The organism is Sciscionella sediminilitoris, from assembly GCF_000737195.2.
Lineage (GTDB): Bacteria > Actinomycetota > Actinomycetes > Mycobacteriales > Pseudonocardiaceae > Sciscionella > Sciscionella sediminilitoris.
In genome coordinates, this window is sequence record NZ_JALM01000017.1 from 73,505 (window position 1) to 86,762 (window position 13,258).

Genomic DNA, 13,258 nt, shown 5'->3' on the forward strand with positions numbered 1-13,258 from the left:
TCCCTGCCGGGGCCACCCTCGGGCATCATCCGGCGAGCGAGCCGAGGTCCCCTTCGCGCAGCGCGTCCGCCGAGACCTCGGTTCCGTTGTCCACCAAGGCTTGCAGTGCGTCCCCGTCGTCCCAGAGGTTCACGTTCATCGCCGCGCGGACCGCGCCCTCGCGTAGCCAGAAGGCGATGAACTCCCGATCGGCCAGCGATCCGCGCACCACCAGTTCGTCCTTGGCCGGATCCGCCAGCCCGCGGTATTCGCAGCCGAGCTCGTACTGATCGGTGAAGAAATAGGGCGAGGCAGTGTAGTCGCCCGCCTCACCGAGGATCGCCGAGGCGGCGTGGATGCCCTGGTCCTTGGCATTGGACCAGTGCTCCACCCGGACCCGGGTGCCGTACCGCGGATGGTCGTGCGCGGCGATGTCCCCGATGGCGTAGATCTCCGGGACGGAGGTACGCAGCGTGGAGTCCACGGCGACCGCTCCCCCGTCGATCTGGATCCCCGCGGCCTCGGCGAGTTCGATGCGCGGCTGCGCGCCGACGGCGAGCAGGACCACGTCGGCGGGCAGTTCGCTGCCGTCGTCGAGCCGCACCGAGCGCACGGCCCCGTCCCCGGTGAACCCCTGAACACCCCGGCCGAAGCGGAACTCCACGCCGTTCTCGGTGTGCAGCCGGGTGAAGACCTCGGCGATCTCGTCCCCGAGCACGCCGAGCAGCGGGGCGGGCCCCTGCTCGACGACGGTGACGGCGGTGCCGTGCTTGCGCGCGGCGGCCGCGACCTCGCAACCGATCCAGCCGGCGCCGATCACCACGAGCCGGGCGCCCTCGGTGAAGGTCTCGCGCAGCGCGAGCGCGTCGTCCAGGGTGCGCAGGGTGTGCACGCCGGAGAGCTCGATCCCCGGTACGGCAAGGGTTCTCGGCCGTGATCCGGTGGCGAGCACGGCCGCGTCATAGGCGTAGCTGCCGCCCGCGGCGTCGAGCACGGTGTGCTCCTCGGTGAGCAGCCGGGTGACATCGGTTCCGGTGCGCAGGTCGATGTCGAAGTCGCGGTAGAAGCTCGGCTCCCGCACCCAGTCGGGCTCGTCCGCCTCCCCGAACAGGATGCCCTTGCTCAGCGGCGGTAGTTCATAGGGCTGGTGGCGCTGCGCGGAAAGCAGGGTCACCGCGCCGTCGTAATCGCGCTCGCGCAGTTGCGCGGCGGCACTCGCCCCGGCCAGACCGGCACCGACAATGACAATCCGCGACACCATGGCATACCTCCGTAGTCGAAATGTCCGCCAATCGGGTGATGAACAAGCAGAACGGCCGCTACTCGCGTCATCCATGCCTTCTGCCATGCTCTCACCTCCGCAACGGGACGCAGCAGGGGAAGGTGAACCGACCGTGTCGAATCAGTGGCGGCTGCACTATCGGGACATCTCCGGCCGCAAGCGCGAACTGAAGGTGGTCTCCGAGCCCTCTTCGGTGACCCTGTTGCTGCCGACCGGTGACCGCGCGACCTTCACCCCGCTCGAGATCGGCAGGCTGCGCGCGGCGCTGCGGGATGCCGCCGCCGAGGCCACCGCGGCGGCGGAGGCCATCGTGTGGCAACCGAACCGGAAATCATGACGGATGTAATCGGGACGAATCAGCCCTCTGTCGCCACCGTGCCGGGGCCGGGACGGCATGATGTGCCCTATGCGACCCGCAAACGTTCCCCCCGCGGAGCACAGTAAGCAGTTACGGCTGCGCAATCCCGCGCACCGGGTGAGCCCGAAGGCCAAGCGGATGTGGCTGGTCGAGGGCTCGATCGGCTGGCTGGTGCTGCTCGTGCTCGAGGTCCTCGCGGTCACGCTCGACTGGTTCCCCGGTCTGCCGACGGCGATCCGGGTGCTGGTCCTGGCCATCACCGTGCTGGCCGCCGCGGCGCATCTGACCCTGATGCCGCTGATCCGCTACCGCGTGCACCGCTGGGAGACCACCGGCGAGGCGGTGTACACCCAGAGCGGCTGGCTGAACATCGAATGGCGGATCGCCCCGGTCTCGCGCATCCAGACCGTGGACACCAAGCGGGATCCGATCGAGCGGATGTTCGGGCTCTCCTCGGTCACCGTGACCACCGCATCCGCCGCCGGACCGGTGCGGATCAAGGGACTCGATCACGAGATCGCGATGTCGCTCGCCGATGAACTGACCGCGACCACCGCGAGCAGCGCGGGAGACGCGACATGAGCGCCCCGCAGGCGGCACCGGAACAGCCCTGGCAGCGGCTCAACCCCAGGATGATCGTGGTGCGCCCGATGCACGACGGGATCACCCTCGTCCCCGTGCTGTTCTTCTACCTCGTCTTCGGCGAGGGTGACCGGCTCAAGATCATCCTGTCCTGCGCGGCGTTCGCGCTGCTGCTCGCGCACGGGCTCGCGCACTGGTACCTGACCACCTACCGGATCGATGCCGAACAGGTACAACTGCGCACCGGACTGGTCTCGCGCAAACGCCTCTCGGTACGCACCGATCGCATCCGCACGGTCGAGACGACGGCCAAGTTCGGGCACCGGATCTTCGGCCTCGAAGCGGTGCGCATCGGGACCGGGCAACAGGTCAAGGAACACGAGGACGAGCTCAAGCTCGACGCGATCACCAAGGCCGAGGCCGAGCGGCTGCGCCTGGTTCTGCTCGATCGCGGCCGGAAGGCCCGGGAGGCTCCGGAACCCGGCACCGCATCCGCCGCCGAGCCGACCGCCGAGGCCGCGCAACCGGTGCCGCCACGCGCCGAGGGCACCGTGCTGGCCAGCATCCAGTGGGCCTGGCTGCGCTATGCCCCGCTCACCCTCACCGGACTGACCGCCTCCGCCGTGATCATCGGCGTTTTCCTGCGCGCGCTCAACGAACTCCAGGTCGATCCGGCCAGCGTCGGCGCGGTCGACTGGGCGGTGGACACCGTGCGGCGCAACAGCATTCTCGTGGATGTGCTGCTGATTCTCGCCGTACTGCTGGTGATCGTGGTCGTCGGCGGGCTGATCGGCTACGTGGTCCAGTTCAGCAACTACCGGCTCACCCGCGAACCGGACAAGACCATCCGGGTGCGCCGCGGCCTGATCACCACCCGCTCGATCACCGTCGAGGAGGCCAAACTGCGCGGGATCAGCGTGCGCGAACCCGCCCTGCTGCGGCTCGGCAGGGGCGCGCGGACCGTGGTCATCGCCACCGGCATGAGCAAACGGGACCAGACCCCGCTGCTCATTCCGCCCGCACCGAAGAAGGTCGCGCACGAGGTCACCCGGGATGTGCTGCGCGCCGAGCAGCCACCGACGGCCGCGACGCTGCTGCGGCATCCCCCGGCCGCACTGCGCAGGAGGCTGGTGCGGGCACTCGCCTTCGCCGCGGTGATCATCGGCGGGCTCGCGATCGCCGCGGCCGCGGGTGGCCTTCCCGCGTGGCCATGGCAGCTCGCGCTGGTGCTCGTGCCGATCTGCCTGTGGCTCGGCATCGACCGGTACCGTTCCCTCGGGCACGCGCTCTCCGGGCCGTACCTGGTCAGCCGGTCCGGATCGGCCCAGCGGGACACCACGGCGCTGCAGCGCACCGGGGTCATCGGGTGGACCGTGCGACAGTCCTTCTTCCAGCGCCGCTCCGGCCTGGTCACCCTCACCGCGACCAGCGCCGCGGGGCGGGGCGCGTACCACGTGTTCGACCTGGACCAGGGCGAGGCGACCGCGTTCGCCGAAGCCGCCACTCCGGGCCTGCTCAGCCCCTTTCTCGAACCGGGTGCCAGCGAGACCGAACCAGCCGAGTTAGGCTCACCAGCGTGAATGACCATCTGGTATGGATCGACTGCGAGATGACCGGGCTCGACCTCGGGAACGACGCGCTCATCGAGATCGCCGCACTGGTCACCGACGCCGAGCTCAACGTGCTCGGGGACGGCGTGGACCTCGTGATCAGCGCACCCGAGGAGAAACTCGAGCGCATGCCCGATGTCGTGCGGGAAATGCACGCCAACTCCGGGCTCACCGAAGAGGTACGCGCCTCCACCGTCACCCTCGCCGAAGCCGAACAGGCCGTGCTCGACTACGTTCGCCAGTACGTGCCCGAGGGCAAGAGCGCACCGCTGGCCGGGAACTCCATCGCCACCGATCGCGGTTTCATCAGCAGGGACATGCCCATCCTCGACGGCTACCTGCACTACCGCATGGTCGACGTCTCCTCGGTCAAGGAGCTGTGCCGCCGCTGGTACCCGCGCATCTACTACGCACAGCCCGACAAGGGCCTCGCCCACCGCGCGCTCGCCGACATCAAGGAATCCATCCGGGAACTCGAGTACTACCGCAAGGCCGCGTTCGTCGCGCATCCCGGGCCGAGCACCGACGAGGCCAAGGCCATCGCGGCCGAACTCGCCGCCAAACCCCTCCCCGGTGACTGAGCCCGCGAGCGTTGCGCTAAGCTAAGCGAGCCGCATGCGGCGATGGTGGGTGTAGCTCAGCAGGTAGAGCACCTGGTTGTGGTCCAGGAAGTCGCGGGTTCAAGTCCCGTCACTCACCCCAAAGTTTTACCAGGTCAGACGGTGTCCACAGTGGACCGCAGACCCATAGGGTGGCGAAGTTAGACCCACGGGGTCTAACTTCGGGGTTATGGCAACCCTGCAAAAGCGCACCCGAAGTGACGGCAGTCACGGTTACAGAGTCCGTTGGTACGACCCGGACACCGACGACAAGCCTTCGCTGACGTTCGACGACCGCGACGAGGCGAAGCGGTTCAAGACTCTTCTGGAGGCTTCCGGGCACCGACTGTCCAAGGCCAACGAGGCCATGATCAAGATCAAGGCCAAGGAACCCTCGGTCGCTGAAGTCGCCGAGCGGCACATCAAGGGCATGACGGGTGTGAGCGCCCGTACCCGCGCCGACGCCCGCCGGGATGTGCGCAACCACATCGCCCCGGACCTTGGTGCCTTCCCGATCTCCGTTCCCGACCAGGAACGCATCCGTGCGTGGGTCAACGACCGGCAAGACGCTGGTATGGCGCCGAAGACGCTCCGCAACATTCACGGCCTGCTGTCGGCCATCTTCACCACCGCCATGAACACCACGCCCCCGCTACGCGACGACAACCCGTGCCGTGGAATCCGTCTGCCGGAGGGTGACGACGAGGAGATGGTGTTCCTCGATAACCGCGAGTTCGCGGTACTGCTCGAACACGTCGCCAAGCCGTACCGGCTGTTCGTGCGGTTCCTCGTCGGCACCGGCGTGCGATGGGGCGAGGCAGTCGCTATCACTCCCGCTGACATCACGTTTCCCAAACCGGGCAAGGCACGGGTACGGATTAATAAGGCGTGGAAGCGGCTCGCTGACAACAGCATGGGAATTGGGGCTCCGAAAACCAAACGGGGTCGGCGCACCGTTCCGATTCCAACAAGCATGGTCGCGGAGATCAAAGAACTGTGTCTTGCGCGCCCGAGCGATCAACCGCTATTCACCACTCGCTCGGGTAGCCGATTGCATCACGGTAATTTTTCGAACCGAGTTTGGAAACCAGCGATCGAGGCCGCGACCGCGGTTCGCGACAAGGACGGGCACGAAATCCCGCGCGAGAAGCGCATCGAAAAGCAGCCGCGGATTCACGATCTACGGCACACCTATGCGTCGTGGATGCTGGCCCAGGGTATCGACATCACGAAGTTGTCGCGACTCCTGGGGCACGAGTCGATCACCACCACCGTGGACCGTTATGGACATGTGGATGACCAGCAGTACGACGACGTCGCCGACGCCGTCGATGTGGCGTTGAACGTCGCGATGTAGCACTTCCGTAGCGTCCGTGTAGTGGGGCCGCCATGAAGCGCGCTTCACCTTCGTTCGACGTCACCCGGCCAGCGGTACCGCAACAGCCATCGATATGTGTCCCCCGCAAGGTGGACACCCTCGGTGGCCGTTGCGGTCCGTCGTTGGGGTTGATCTTGTTCGAGGCATCGCATCGTGTGTGGTTCTGGTTCTAATGTCCCAATCCCCGGTACCCGTAGGTAGGGAGGCGCGGAAGTGGCCGACCGCATTGGTAGATGCTGCCACGACAACGACGCCAGGACAGTAGTCGGCCTGGACGCTCGTGACGGCACGGCCGCCAGCGTCGAGATCCGCCTGACCGCAGGCGGTTACCTCGTGCTCGAGTCAAGCGGCCCAACAGTGCTCAGCCACGCGGAATTCGCGCTACTACAAGACAAGATGGACCAGGCCATCGACGCCGCGTTGAGGCAGGTTTACGGCCCTAACCAGTAATGGAATCAAGCAGTCGCCGAAGGTTCGCCCCAGTCACGGCAGATTTCCAAAGCTGGTCGAGCCAATCGTTGTACAACTTCACATCGGCGGTGTCGGTAGTAGTGATCGTTGTGTGCACCAACTCGATTTCGACCAGCTCGTCGTACACCCAGACGCCATGGAGCGGCAGCACGCCGAGTTCTGCGTTCTGCGGTATCACTCCGATGTGGACAGTCCCGGCGAGTGCGCGGATACGATCCGCCTGCGCGACCAACTCGTCGCCGGACACCTGAGGATGCCTCAACGCGGATTCGAGCATGAGCAGGTCGATACTTTTGCCTGAGTCATACAAGACGTGTTGGCGTTCCATGCGTGCTGCGACAGCCGCATCAGTGTCGGCGACACTGCCGTGAAGCCGCGCGTGCTGTTGGAAGACCGCCCTTGCATAACCCGCCGTTTGCACGAGACCAGGGATTAGGACCGAGTCAAAGACCCGTATCCGTGTAGCGTCGGCTTCGATGGCTGCTTTGGCCGTCTGCACCGTGCGGTGCCCGCTACGGAGCTGCCGACTCCACCGCGCTTCGTCGGCACGCATGGCCACAAGATCGGCGAGCAGTTCGTCAACCAGTTCAGGAGTGGTGTAGCGACACCACGTCCGCACATCGTCCTCTGTCGGATTCTGCTGACCACGCTGCAACCGCGTGACCTTCGACGGCGGCCAGCTCGCTTGCTCGGCGAGTTGAGCACCAGAAACGCCGGCCGCCTCGCGCACTTCGCGCAGGCGGTCGGCGAACCGTTCACGAGCTGGTGAGATGTTGATCAGACACTCCGGACATCGGTCAGGTACTTGCTGTGCGGGATGGCAAGGTCGGATACAAGGTGCCGCCACTTTAGTGCGCGCTGCACCGCATCGCGATCGTCGGTCACCTCGGCGCCACACACCCCGTTCTCGTCGAACAGCAGCGTTGCCACACGGACGTCGTCGAAGATGTAGAAGTCATCCCTTGGACGGTTCGGCAGGGCTGCAACGGTGCTTTCAGCGATCCACCGGATGTCTTCCCCGGCGTCGATGTTGAGGTGTGTAAACGAGAGCATCCATTCCAAGTACTCGGTCAGCGGTTCGGTAAGCATCCGGACCCGGCCGAACGTCTTGCCCTCCCCCGTGAGTTTGCGGATCTTCTCGCACCACGGCTGCAAGAACGAATCGTCCGGGTGACCGGCCTTCCAAGCCGCGAACGGTTCGGCTTCGTCTGGCTCGTGGTACTCGCCCTGGCACTCCCAACGCCACGCGGTGCTTGAGAACGTGTCGAACAGCTCCGGGAACCGCACGCGCGACACCCGTTCTACGGTCATCCTTGAGCCCCCGGTATCAAGGCCGCCGCCTCCGGATCAATCGTGAATTCTGGCCGGTCAGCGGGCAGATCGACCTCGGCAAGTTCGGTAACGTCCACGAACGGCAGCAGCTCTGCGGGGATCTCCACGGCCGATTCGTACGACGGTATGCCGTTGCCGTAGGTCGCCATCTTGGCGAGCGCTTCTGGGTCTGTGACGGTCGTACCCTGCACGACGATCGTTCCCCGCTCGGTCTTGAACAGGGTCGGGCAGCCGCCACCGCCTGATGTGGAGCCCAGAAATTCGATTCGCATTGCTCTTCCTCTCTCCCGGATTCGAGCAACGTTCGTGGAATTGCAGTGTAGGACATACCGCCGTCTGAGTGAACGAGACACCCCAAGCCCGTCTACTATCCGCCATTCGAGTGTATATTGCTTTAAAATTGCTCATCATTGCTTGACCATTCGCACTTTCATCCACCAAGCTGTTCGAGACGCACCGCCAAGGCGTTCGACGGCAGCAGCCGTCACGGCCTCGGCAACCGATGGAACTAGAGGAGTCGGCAGCGATGTACGACGAGATATGCACCGAACTAGCCCGCATGCAGCGGGACAACCCCAGAGGATGGCGAGCAGAGGCCACGGACCGTGCGAAGGCTTGGGAGGCGAGCAGCCAGCGACAGCGGAACAGCCTCACCCGTTCTCAACATCTCCAGCGCGCGTTTACGTGGCATAGGGCCATCACGACAGCTGTGGCAACTGGTTCGCACCGATGAAGGGGGTGAAGCAGGCATGGAAGCAAGTAGACGAGCGCGCCAAGAACGTGCGCGAATCCCTGAACCCCGATCTCGCGCGTCGGGTGATGACGATTCGGGCCGACAAAGCATGTCAGGAAGCGGAGCGGTGCCGGGAAAAGGCGGAGTCGGCGGCCAAGCACGGGGAAGACATCGTCATGCACTGGGAGAGCGAAATGCGGCAGTGGGCGCGGGCGGACAGGTGGTCACAGCACCTCTCCGGTGTATTTCGACCGCTATACACGGCTCCTGGTATGACCCGGATGTGCGGGCGCGAGTCAACGCAGCATGCCGACGGTTAGGAATACAACCGGTGTTCGACCGCGTCACACCGATCCCCTAGACGGTACGGCAGCGCCTACCCGACCGCTCTGCCTCGCCGTGCCCCACTCCTGCAACGAAGGGTGATCATGACCGGCAAGTTTGACCCTGAGCGGTTGCCGACAGCCGCGCAGAAGATCCACCGCCGGTTCCTCGCGCCCTGCTCCTTCTGCCGAACCTATGCTGCGGACCGGTCGGTGACGGTCGCCGCTGGCGACCGGGAAACCTACATCTGCGCTGTGTGCGTCGCCGACGCCGCGCGTCTGCTTGAGCAGCTACCGCCGTCTCGCGGCCGTATCGTCGAGCTCCACCCCAACGAAGGCAACTGAGCGCGTAGCGATTCGTGCCGTTCGCCCTGCTAAGTCGGGCTCCACCCCCCCTTTACTCCCCCACTCCGGTGAGCCCATGTGGGCGACACAGGGCACACCACGGAACCGGCACCGCCAAGTTTCGTCATAGCACACACGTGTTGGCGTCACACCGCTACGATGGGCTGCGGTTCGCTACGCAGTGGGAGATGGGGAGAGCAGCTATGACCACACCGGGCCAAGGTCAACAGGGACCGCTACCGATACCGGGCACCGCGGGGTCAACGCCGCTGACGCCGATGAGCGAGCAGATCGAGGCGGTCAAGCACGGCCAGCTCCCCAGCGGCCCCGGCGGCTACGACCCGAACAACCCCGGCAGCTGGGAAGAACAGATCCAGCGCGCCGCCTACCTCCACCAAGCGGGACTACCGCAGGACCCCGAACCCGACCATGGCGGCAAGGGCTACGAGTTCAACCCCGAGACCCTGCCCGCGTTGATCCGCGAGTTCGAAGAGATCGCCGAGGATTCAAGGCATTTCGAATACCAGATTCGACAGGCATCCAGTGCCGCAACTCCCCCTGCGCCGGACAAGAAGAGCATGGAATATGTGACGGCGTATCAGGCATCACTCAATAAAGCTGCTGAACAGGCCAAGGGCGCCTCGGTATATCTTGACGATCTTGTCCAGAGCATGAAGAAGGCGCTCGCTGACTACCAGCAGAATGAAGAGCATAACGCGCAGGATTTGCGGAGGAATAAGGCGTGAAGCGAGGGATCGTCGCGACTGCGATATCCGCAGGTGCCGTACTTGTACTGACTGGGTGTGGCGGCGCGCCAGCGCAACCGGGAAGTCTGGACAAACCATCGAGCACGTCCCCATCAGACAGCGGCGCACCGAAGGTGCCAACTCCTGTCGATGTCTCGCAGTACGTGCAAGATCCGTGCTCATTGACTCCGGAATCATCGATGTCAGCACTCGGACTAAAGCGCGACGGTACAGACACCGTTGGAAAACGTGCAGATGGCCAGCCGAACAAGATATGCAATTGGGACGGCTCGAAAGGTGACAGCACGGGCGTGAGCCTACTAGGCATGGGTATTGATGCTCAATACAAAAAACAGAAGATGATTCATTTCTACACGAAGTTTGAGCCGACGACAATTAACGGATACCCGGCCGTTAACACAACCAAAGCTAACGACGAAAAGGACGGACGCACTAGCCTCACGATTGGTTTGAATGACCACGAGTCCGCCGATGTTCAGGTAATCGCTCGCACCCCCGGTGAGGCGAAGAAGATCACGGATGCTGTGGCGAAGGCGATCGTGGACACGGCGAGATCGGGAGGGAAGTAGCCGTGGGATACAGCGGGGATGAGATCTATCAGAAGGTCGTCGCGCAGAAGCTCGGGACCGAGGGCATGTTTCAGTCCAAGGACCAGGTTTTCGGGTTGACGCAGCGGTTCAACGAGATTTCGGATCGGATCAAGCAGGCCGCGGGCAAGCTGGAAGGCAGTTGGAAGGGCAACGCTTCTGGTGCGGCGAAGCGCGGGGCTGGGCCTGCGGGGGTGGTGTATTCGACGATGGGTGAAAGCCTGGACAAGGCCCAGGACCTCACCAGGGCCCAGGCCCAGACCTTCGACGAGGTCAACCCCCGTATCAAACCGATCCCCTCGGTGCCTGCGGAGCCGAATGGGTTGACGAAGTTCGGGTCGATCATTCCCGGTATCTCGGACTGGACCGGTGCCGGTGAGGACGTGAGCAACTACGATGCCGCGGTCGCGTCGAAGCAGGCCGCGGAGGCGAACAACGTCCATCACTACCAGAACTTGGCGACCGCGACCGGGTACAACGTCGGCAACCTGCCGAAGGAGTACGGCCCGCAGCAGGCCGAGGGTGGCCAGTTCTCCGTGGGCTCCGGCTCGGGTGGTGCGCCGTTGCGTTCGGGTGGTGGGCATCCGATGAGCGTGAACCCGCCCGCCACCGGAGGTGGTGGAGGAACCGGCGGACACGCGAGCGCAGGCGGCGGATCCTCGGCGCCGAATCAAGCACCCCCGACCGTTGGCGGCGGTGGCGGTGGTGGTGGCCAGGCGGTCGCGCACGGCCCAGCCGGTGGTGCGGGGAACGCGCCGCCTCCGCAGGTGGGCACCGGGCCGGGCGGCACCGGTGCGCAGGCGGGAACGAACACCGCGGGCTACGCGCCGCCACCGGTCGATCCGAGTCTTCCTGGGGGCGGAACAGGCACCGCGACACCGTACGGCGGCTCGGGCGGTTCCGCGGGCACGGGCAGCCCCTATAGCGGGCTCGGTGGCGGGTTCGTCGGCGGCTACAACAACAGTGGTGGGGGTTCGTCGCGGTTCGGTGGCGGCCCGCGCGGCACCGCTGGGTTCGGCGAAGGTACCGGCGGCCGTGGCGGTAGTGGTGTTGGTGGCGGCAAGGGCGCCGGATCCGAGGGCGGGCTCAAGGGTGGTCCGCGGTCGGGTGCGGGGCGCGTGCCCGCCGAGGAGCCCAGCGCGGGCAGCGGGCGCGGGGCTGCGGGTGCGGCTGGCCGCGCGGGCGCGAGCGGGATGCCGATGACCGGCAACGGTGCCCGCAAGCAGGACGACAAGGAACGCAGCGGCGCGGGCTATCTGATCACGCGGGAAAACGGTCAGGAGATCGTCGGCGATCTGCCACCGACCGCGCCCCCGGTGATCGGGGAAGACGTGGAGCCGAAACGACCGAAGGACTAGAACGTCGTGCTGACGCAGGGAACGATGACCTGCTACGCCAGCCATCTCGCCCGGATCGCGACGCATTTCGGTATCGGCGAGCTGCTGCTGCCGTTGCGCCCGGACCCGATCTGGCTGGACGAAGACGAAGAACACGAAGCCAACCGGACCGCACTGGACGCGATGCGCCAGGCCGGGCTCCTCGAACGCGATGGCCGCCTGGATCGGGATTTCACAGTCACCGTGGAAACACTCTGTTTTCCCGAGTTGGCTTACATCGGGTGGCTGGTCACCGACCACGAACCCTGGCAGCTAGTCACCGCCCGCAAGGGCCGCGAGGCCGTACTCGCCGTGCGGGTCAACAACGGCCTCTACCTGCGCCAGATCACCCCGGACGGACTCGGCGAGGCACTACTAAGCGAGCTGATCGACCGCGACATCGCTTCGTTCCACCCGATCCGGCTGCCCGTCTCGGTGTTCAACGGCGAACCACGCACCAGCGACGGCTTCCTCATGGACAACGACTACACCGTCGAAGACGAGGCCCGCGACACCGTCCTCGAACTGGTGAAAGCCCCCAACCAGGGCGGTGGGGAGTTCCTGGTGCAAACCCGCGACCACACCGGGCGTACCCAGCGCAACCAGACCACCCTCGGCTACGTGCTCGGACCGTACGGCGCGTGGCTCAACCGACTCGAAACCGACAAGGCAGGCGACGACTACCTGTTCTGCGCCCCTGCCACCGACCACGCCATCACCGAACAACTCGACGTGCTCCACCACGAATTGAACTAGCAGTGGCCTCGGGGCCGCGCGGCAACGTCGGATGTCACCCATTCAGGTAACGCGGAACTCGCGGGTGCCGATATCCCAAGTGGGAGCCGTACACTTCTACCGGCCCCTTTGTCACGGGAACGAGTGACCTTCCTTCCCAAGGTGCCGGTGTCTACGCCTGCACGTGCCTGTTTGAGCGCGGGCACCGGCATCGGGGGCTCGCCCGATGGCTACAGTGCCGCAACGGTTTCCATGATGCGCACGACCAGACTGGAGATCGGTATCCTGCCGCCCTCGGCTGCGGCGCCGGGGAAGCGCAGTTCGATGATGCGCTCGCCGAATTCGCGGATCTCGCCAACCTTGACCGAACTGTCGCCGAGGCCCGGATGACGGCCCACCCCGCCGGAGACTCCCCTAAATGCTCAGACCTGCACGTCTCAGTTCCTTTTCGACGTTGCGCACCGCTCGCCGGTCGCTTGGCGACAGGGCGCTGAACACCACGGCCCCGTCCGGCGACCGCCAACGTAAGTGGTTGTTCCTAGTCAGCTCGATACTCCAACCTGCGGCCTCGGCATGGCGCGCCAAGGTTCGGAACACTCTGGGTACTCCTCTGATCATCAGACTCCCTTGTCACAAGGGCGTGCGCCACCGTCTGGCCGGTCGAAGAACCGTCCAGAAATAGAGCAAACCTCAGTTCGGAATTACATCAACAGTGAAATGGGTCAGAACCCCGGAACACTCCCCGGTCAAGCCTTCACGCGCTACGCCGTATATATCGGAACATTTCGTCATACTAACTTG

At 65.2% G+C, this 13,258-nt stretch carries 17 protein-coding genes and 1 tRNA gene; 13 read left to right on the forward strand and 5 right to left on the reverse strand.

Annotated features, from left to right (window positions below):
• Positions 1-25: 25 nt before the first annotated feature.
• Positions 26-1,240, reverse strand: a complete 1,215-nt coding sequence (locus AD72_RS08835; protein WP_031465939.1) for an NAD(P)/FAD-dependent oxidoreductase — start codon at positions 1,238-1,240, stop codon at positions 26-28.
• Between the two features lie 133 nt (positions 1,241-1,373).
• Here AD72_RS08835 and AD72_RS08840 point away from each other — a divergent pair, with 133 nt between their 5' ends.
• From AD72_RS08840 to AD72_RS08870, 7 genes are all read left to right on the forward strand, one after another.
• Positions 1,374-1,598, forward strand: a complete 225-nt coding sequence (locus tag AD72_RS08840) for a hypothetical protein (RefSeq protein ID WP_031465940.1) — start codon at positions 1,374-1,376, stop codon at positions 1,596-1,598.
• Between the two features lie 69 nt (positions 1,599-1,667).
• Positions 1,668-2,201 carry a PH domain-containing protein gene (locus tag AD72_RS08845; RefSeq protein ID WP_031465941.1) on the forward strand — a complete coding sequence of 178 codons (534 nt, stop codon included), beginning with the start codon at positions 1,668-1,670 and terminating at the stop codon, positions 2,199-2,201.
• Entirely contained in the window at positions 2,198-3,781 is a 1,584-nt protein-coding gene (locus AD72_RS08850; protein ID WP_037345190.1) for a PH domain-containing protein, read from the forward strand. Before AD72_RS08845 ends, AD72_RS08850 begins: the two co-directional genes overlap by 4 nt.
• Positions 3,778-4,392, forward strand: coding sequence for an oligoribonuclease (gene orn / locus AD72_RS08855; protein WP_031465943.1), 615 nt, complete (start codon positions 3,778-3,780; stop codon positions 4,390-4,392). The genes AD72_RS08850 and orn overlap by 4 nt, the downstream gene beginning before the upstream one ends.
• 45 nt (positions 4,393-4,437) lie before the next feature.
• Positions 4,438-4,513: transfer RNA gene (locus tag AD72_RS08860), tRNA-His, on the forward strand.
• A gap of 87 nt (positions 4,514-4,600) precedes the next feature.
• On the forward strand, positions 4,601-5,767 hold the full coding sequence (locus tag AD72_RS08865; RefSeq protein ID WP_031465944.1) for a tyrosine-type recombinase/integrase: 1,167 nt from the start codon (positions 4,601-4,603) through the stop codon (positions 5,765-5,767).
• 234 nt (positions 5,768-6,001) lie between these two features.
• On the forward strand, positions 6,002-6,238 hold the full coding sequence (locus tag AD72_RS08870) for a hypothetical protein (protein WP_031465945.1): 237 nt from the start codon (positions 6,002-6,004) through the stop codon (positions 6,236-6,238).
• Here AD72_RS08870 and AD72_RS08875 read toward each other — a convergent pair.
• The 3 genes from AD72_RS08875 to AD72_RS08885 are packed head-to-tail and all read right to left on the reverse strand — an operon-like array spanning position 6,228 to position 7,863.
• Positions 6,228-7,106 carry a Scr1 family TA system antitoxin-like transcriptional regulator gene (locus tag AD72_RS08875; RefSeq protein WP_255357147.1) on the reverse strand — a complete coding sequence of 293 codons (879 nt, stop codon included), beginning with the start codon at positions 7,104-7,106 and terminating at the stop codon, positions 6,228-6,230. The genes AD72_RS08870 and AD72_RS08875 overlap by 11 nt on opposite strands.
• Positions 7,037-7,570: a DUF6879 family protein gene (locus tag AD72_RS08880; protein WP_031465947.1), complete on the reverse strand. Its 534-nt coding sequence runs from the start codon at positions 7,568-7,570 to the stop codon at positions 7,037-7,039. Before AD72_RS08880 ends, AD72_RS08875 begins: the two co-directional genes overlap by 70 nt.
• Positions 7,567-7,863, reverse strand: a complete 297-nt coding sequence (locus tag AD72_RS08885) for a hypothetical protein (RefSeq protein ID WP_031465948.1) — start codon at positions 7,861-7,863, stop codon at positions 7,567-7,569. The genes AD72_RS08880 and AD72_RS08885 overlap by 4 nt, the downstream gene beginning before the upstream one ends.
• Positions 7,864-8,320: 457 nt before the next feature.
• On the opposite strand from AD72_RS08885, the gene AD72_RS08890 reads away from it, so the two are divergent.
• The 6 genes from AD72_RS08890 to AD72_RS08915 all read left to right on the forward strand — a co-directional run bounded on the left by AD72_RS08890 (position 8,321) and on the right by AD72_RS08915 (position 12,478).
• Positions 8,321-8,644 (forward strand): hypothetical protein, encoded by a 324-nt coding sequence (locus AD72_RS08890; protein WP_031465949.1) that lies wholly within the window; start codon positions 8,321-8,323, stop codon positions 8,642-8,644.
• A gap of 108 nt (positions 8,645-8,752) precedes the next feature.
• A complete protein-coding gene (locus AD72_RS08895; protein WP_156365094.1) occupies positions 8,753-8,992 on the forward strand; it encodes a ClpX C4-type zinc finger protein in 240 nt (79 codons plus the stop codon).
• 278 nt (positions 8,993-9,270) lie between these two features.
• Positions 9,271-9,738, forward strand: coding sequence for a hypothetical protein (locus tag AD72_RS08900; protein WP_031465951.1), 468 nt, complete (start codon positions 9,271-9,273; stop codon positions 9,736-9,738).
• Positions 9,735-10,328, forward strand: a complete 594-nt coding sequence (locus AD72_RS35475; protein ID WP_082468821.1) for a DUF3558 domain-containing protein — start codon at positions 9,735-9,737, stop codon at positions 10,326-10,328. Before AD72_RS08900 ends, AD72_RS35475 begins: the two co-directional genes overlap by 4 nt.
• Positions 10,329-10,330: 2 nt before the next feature.
• Positions 10,331-11,704, forward strand: a complete 1,374-nt coding sequence (locus tag AD72_RS37910) for a WXG100 family type VII secretion target (RefSeq protein ID WP_031465953.1) — start codon at positions 10,331-10,333, stop codon at positions 11,702-11,704.
• 6 nt (positions 11,705-11,710) lie between these two features.
• A complete protein-coding gene (locus tag AD72_RS08915) occupies positions 11,711-12,478 on the forward strand; it encodes an ESX secretion-associated protein EspG (RefSeq protein ID WP_031465954.1) in 768 nt (255 codons plus the stop codon).
• A gap of 209 nt (positions 12,479-12,687) precedes the next feature.
• On the opposite strand, the gene AD72_RS36425 is transcribed toward AD72_RS08915, so the two are convergent.
• On the reverse strand, positions 12,688-12,855 hold the full coding sequence (locus AD72_RS36425; RefSeq protein WP_156365096.1) for a hypothetical protein: 168 nt from the start codon (positions 12,853-12,855) through the stop codon (positions 12,688-12,690).
• Positions 12,856-13,258 lie beyond the last annotated feature (403 nt).

Coding starts and splice junctions, on each gene's coding strand:
- AD72_RS08850 (WP_037345190.1), top strand. CDS start 2,198: ATGAGCGCCCCGCAGGCGGCACCGGAACAGCCCTGGCAGCGGCTCAAC.
- AD72_RS08865 (WP_031465944.1), top strand. CDS start 4,601: ATGGCAACCCTGCAAAAGCGCACCCGAAGTGACGGCAGTCACGGTTAC.
- AD72_RS08835 (WP_031465939.1), bottom strand. CDS start 1,240: ATGGTGTCGCGGATTGTCATTGTCGGTGCCGGTCTGGCCGGGGCGAGT.
- AD72_RS08885 (WP_031465948.1), bottom strand. CDS start 7,863: ATGCGAATCGAATTTCTGGGCTCCACATCAGGCGGTGGCGGCTGCCCG.
- AD72_RS08890 (WP_031465949.1), top strand. CDS start 8,321: ATGAAGGGGGTGAAGCAGGCATGGAAGCAAGTAGACGAGCGCGCCAAG.
- AD72_RS08900 (WP_031465951.1), top strand. CDS start 9,271: ATGAGCGAGCAGATCGAGGCGGTCAAGCACGGCCAGCTCCCCAGCGGC.
- AD72_RS08880 (WP_031465947.1), bottom strand. CDS start 7,570: ATGACCGTAGAACGGGTGTCGCGCGTGCGGTTCCCGGAGCTGTTCGAC.
- AD72_RS08895 (WP_156365094.1), top strand. CDS start 8,753: ATGACCGGCAAGTTTGACCCTGAGCGGTTGCCGACAGCCGCGCAGAAG.
- AD72_RS08845 (WP_031465941.1), top strand. CDS start 1,668: ATGCGACCCGCAAACGTTCCCCCCGCGGAGCACAGTAAGCAGTTACGG.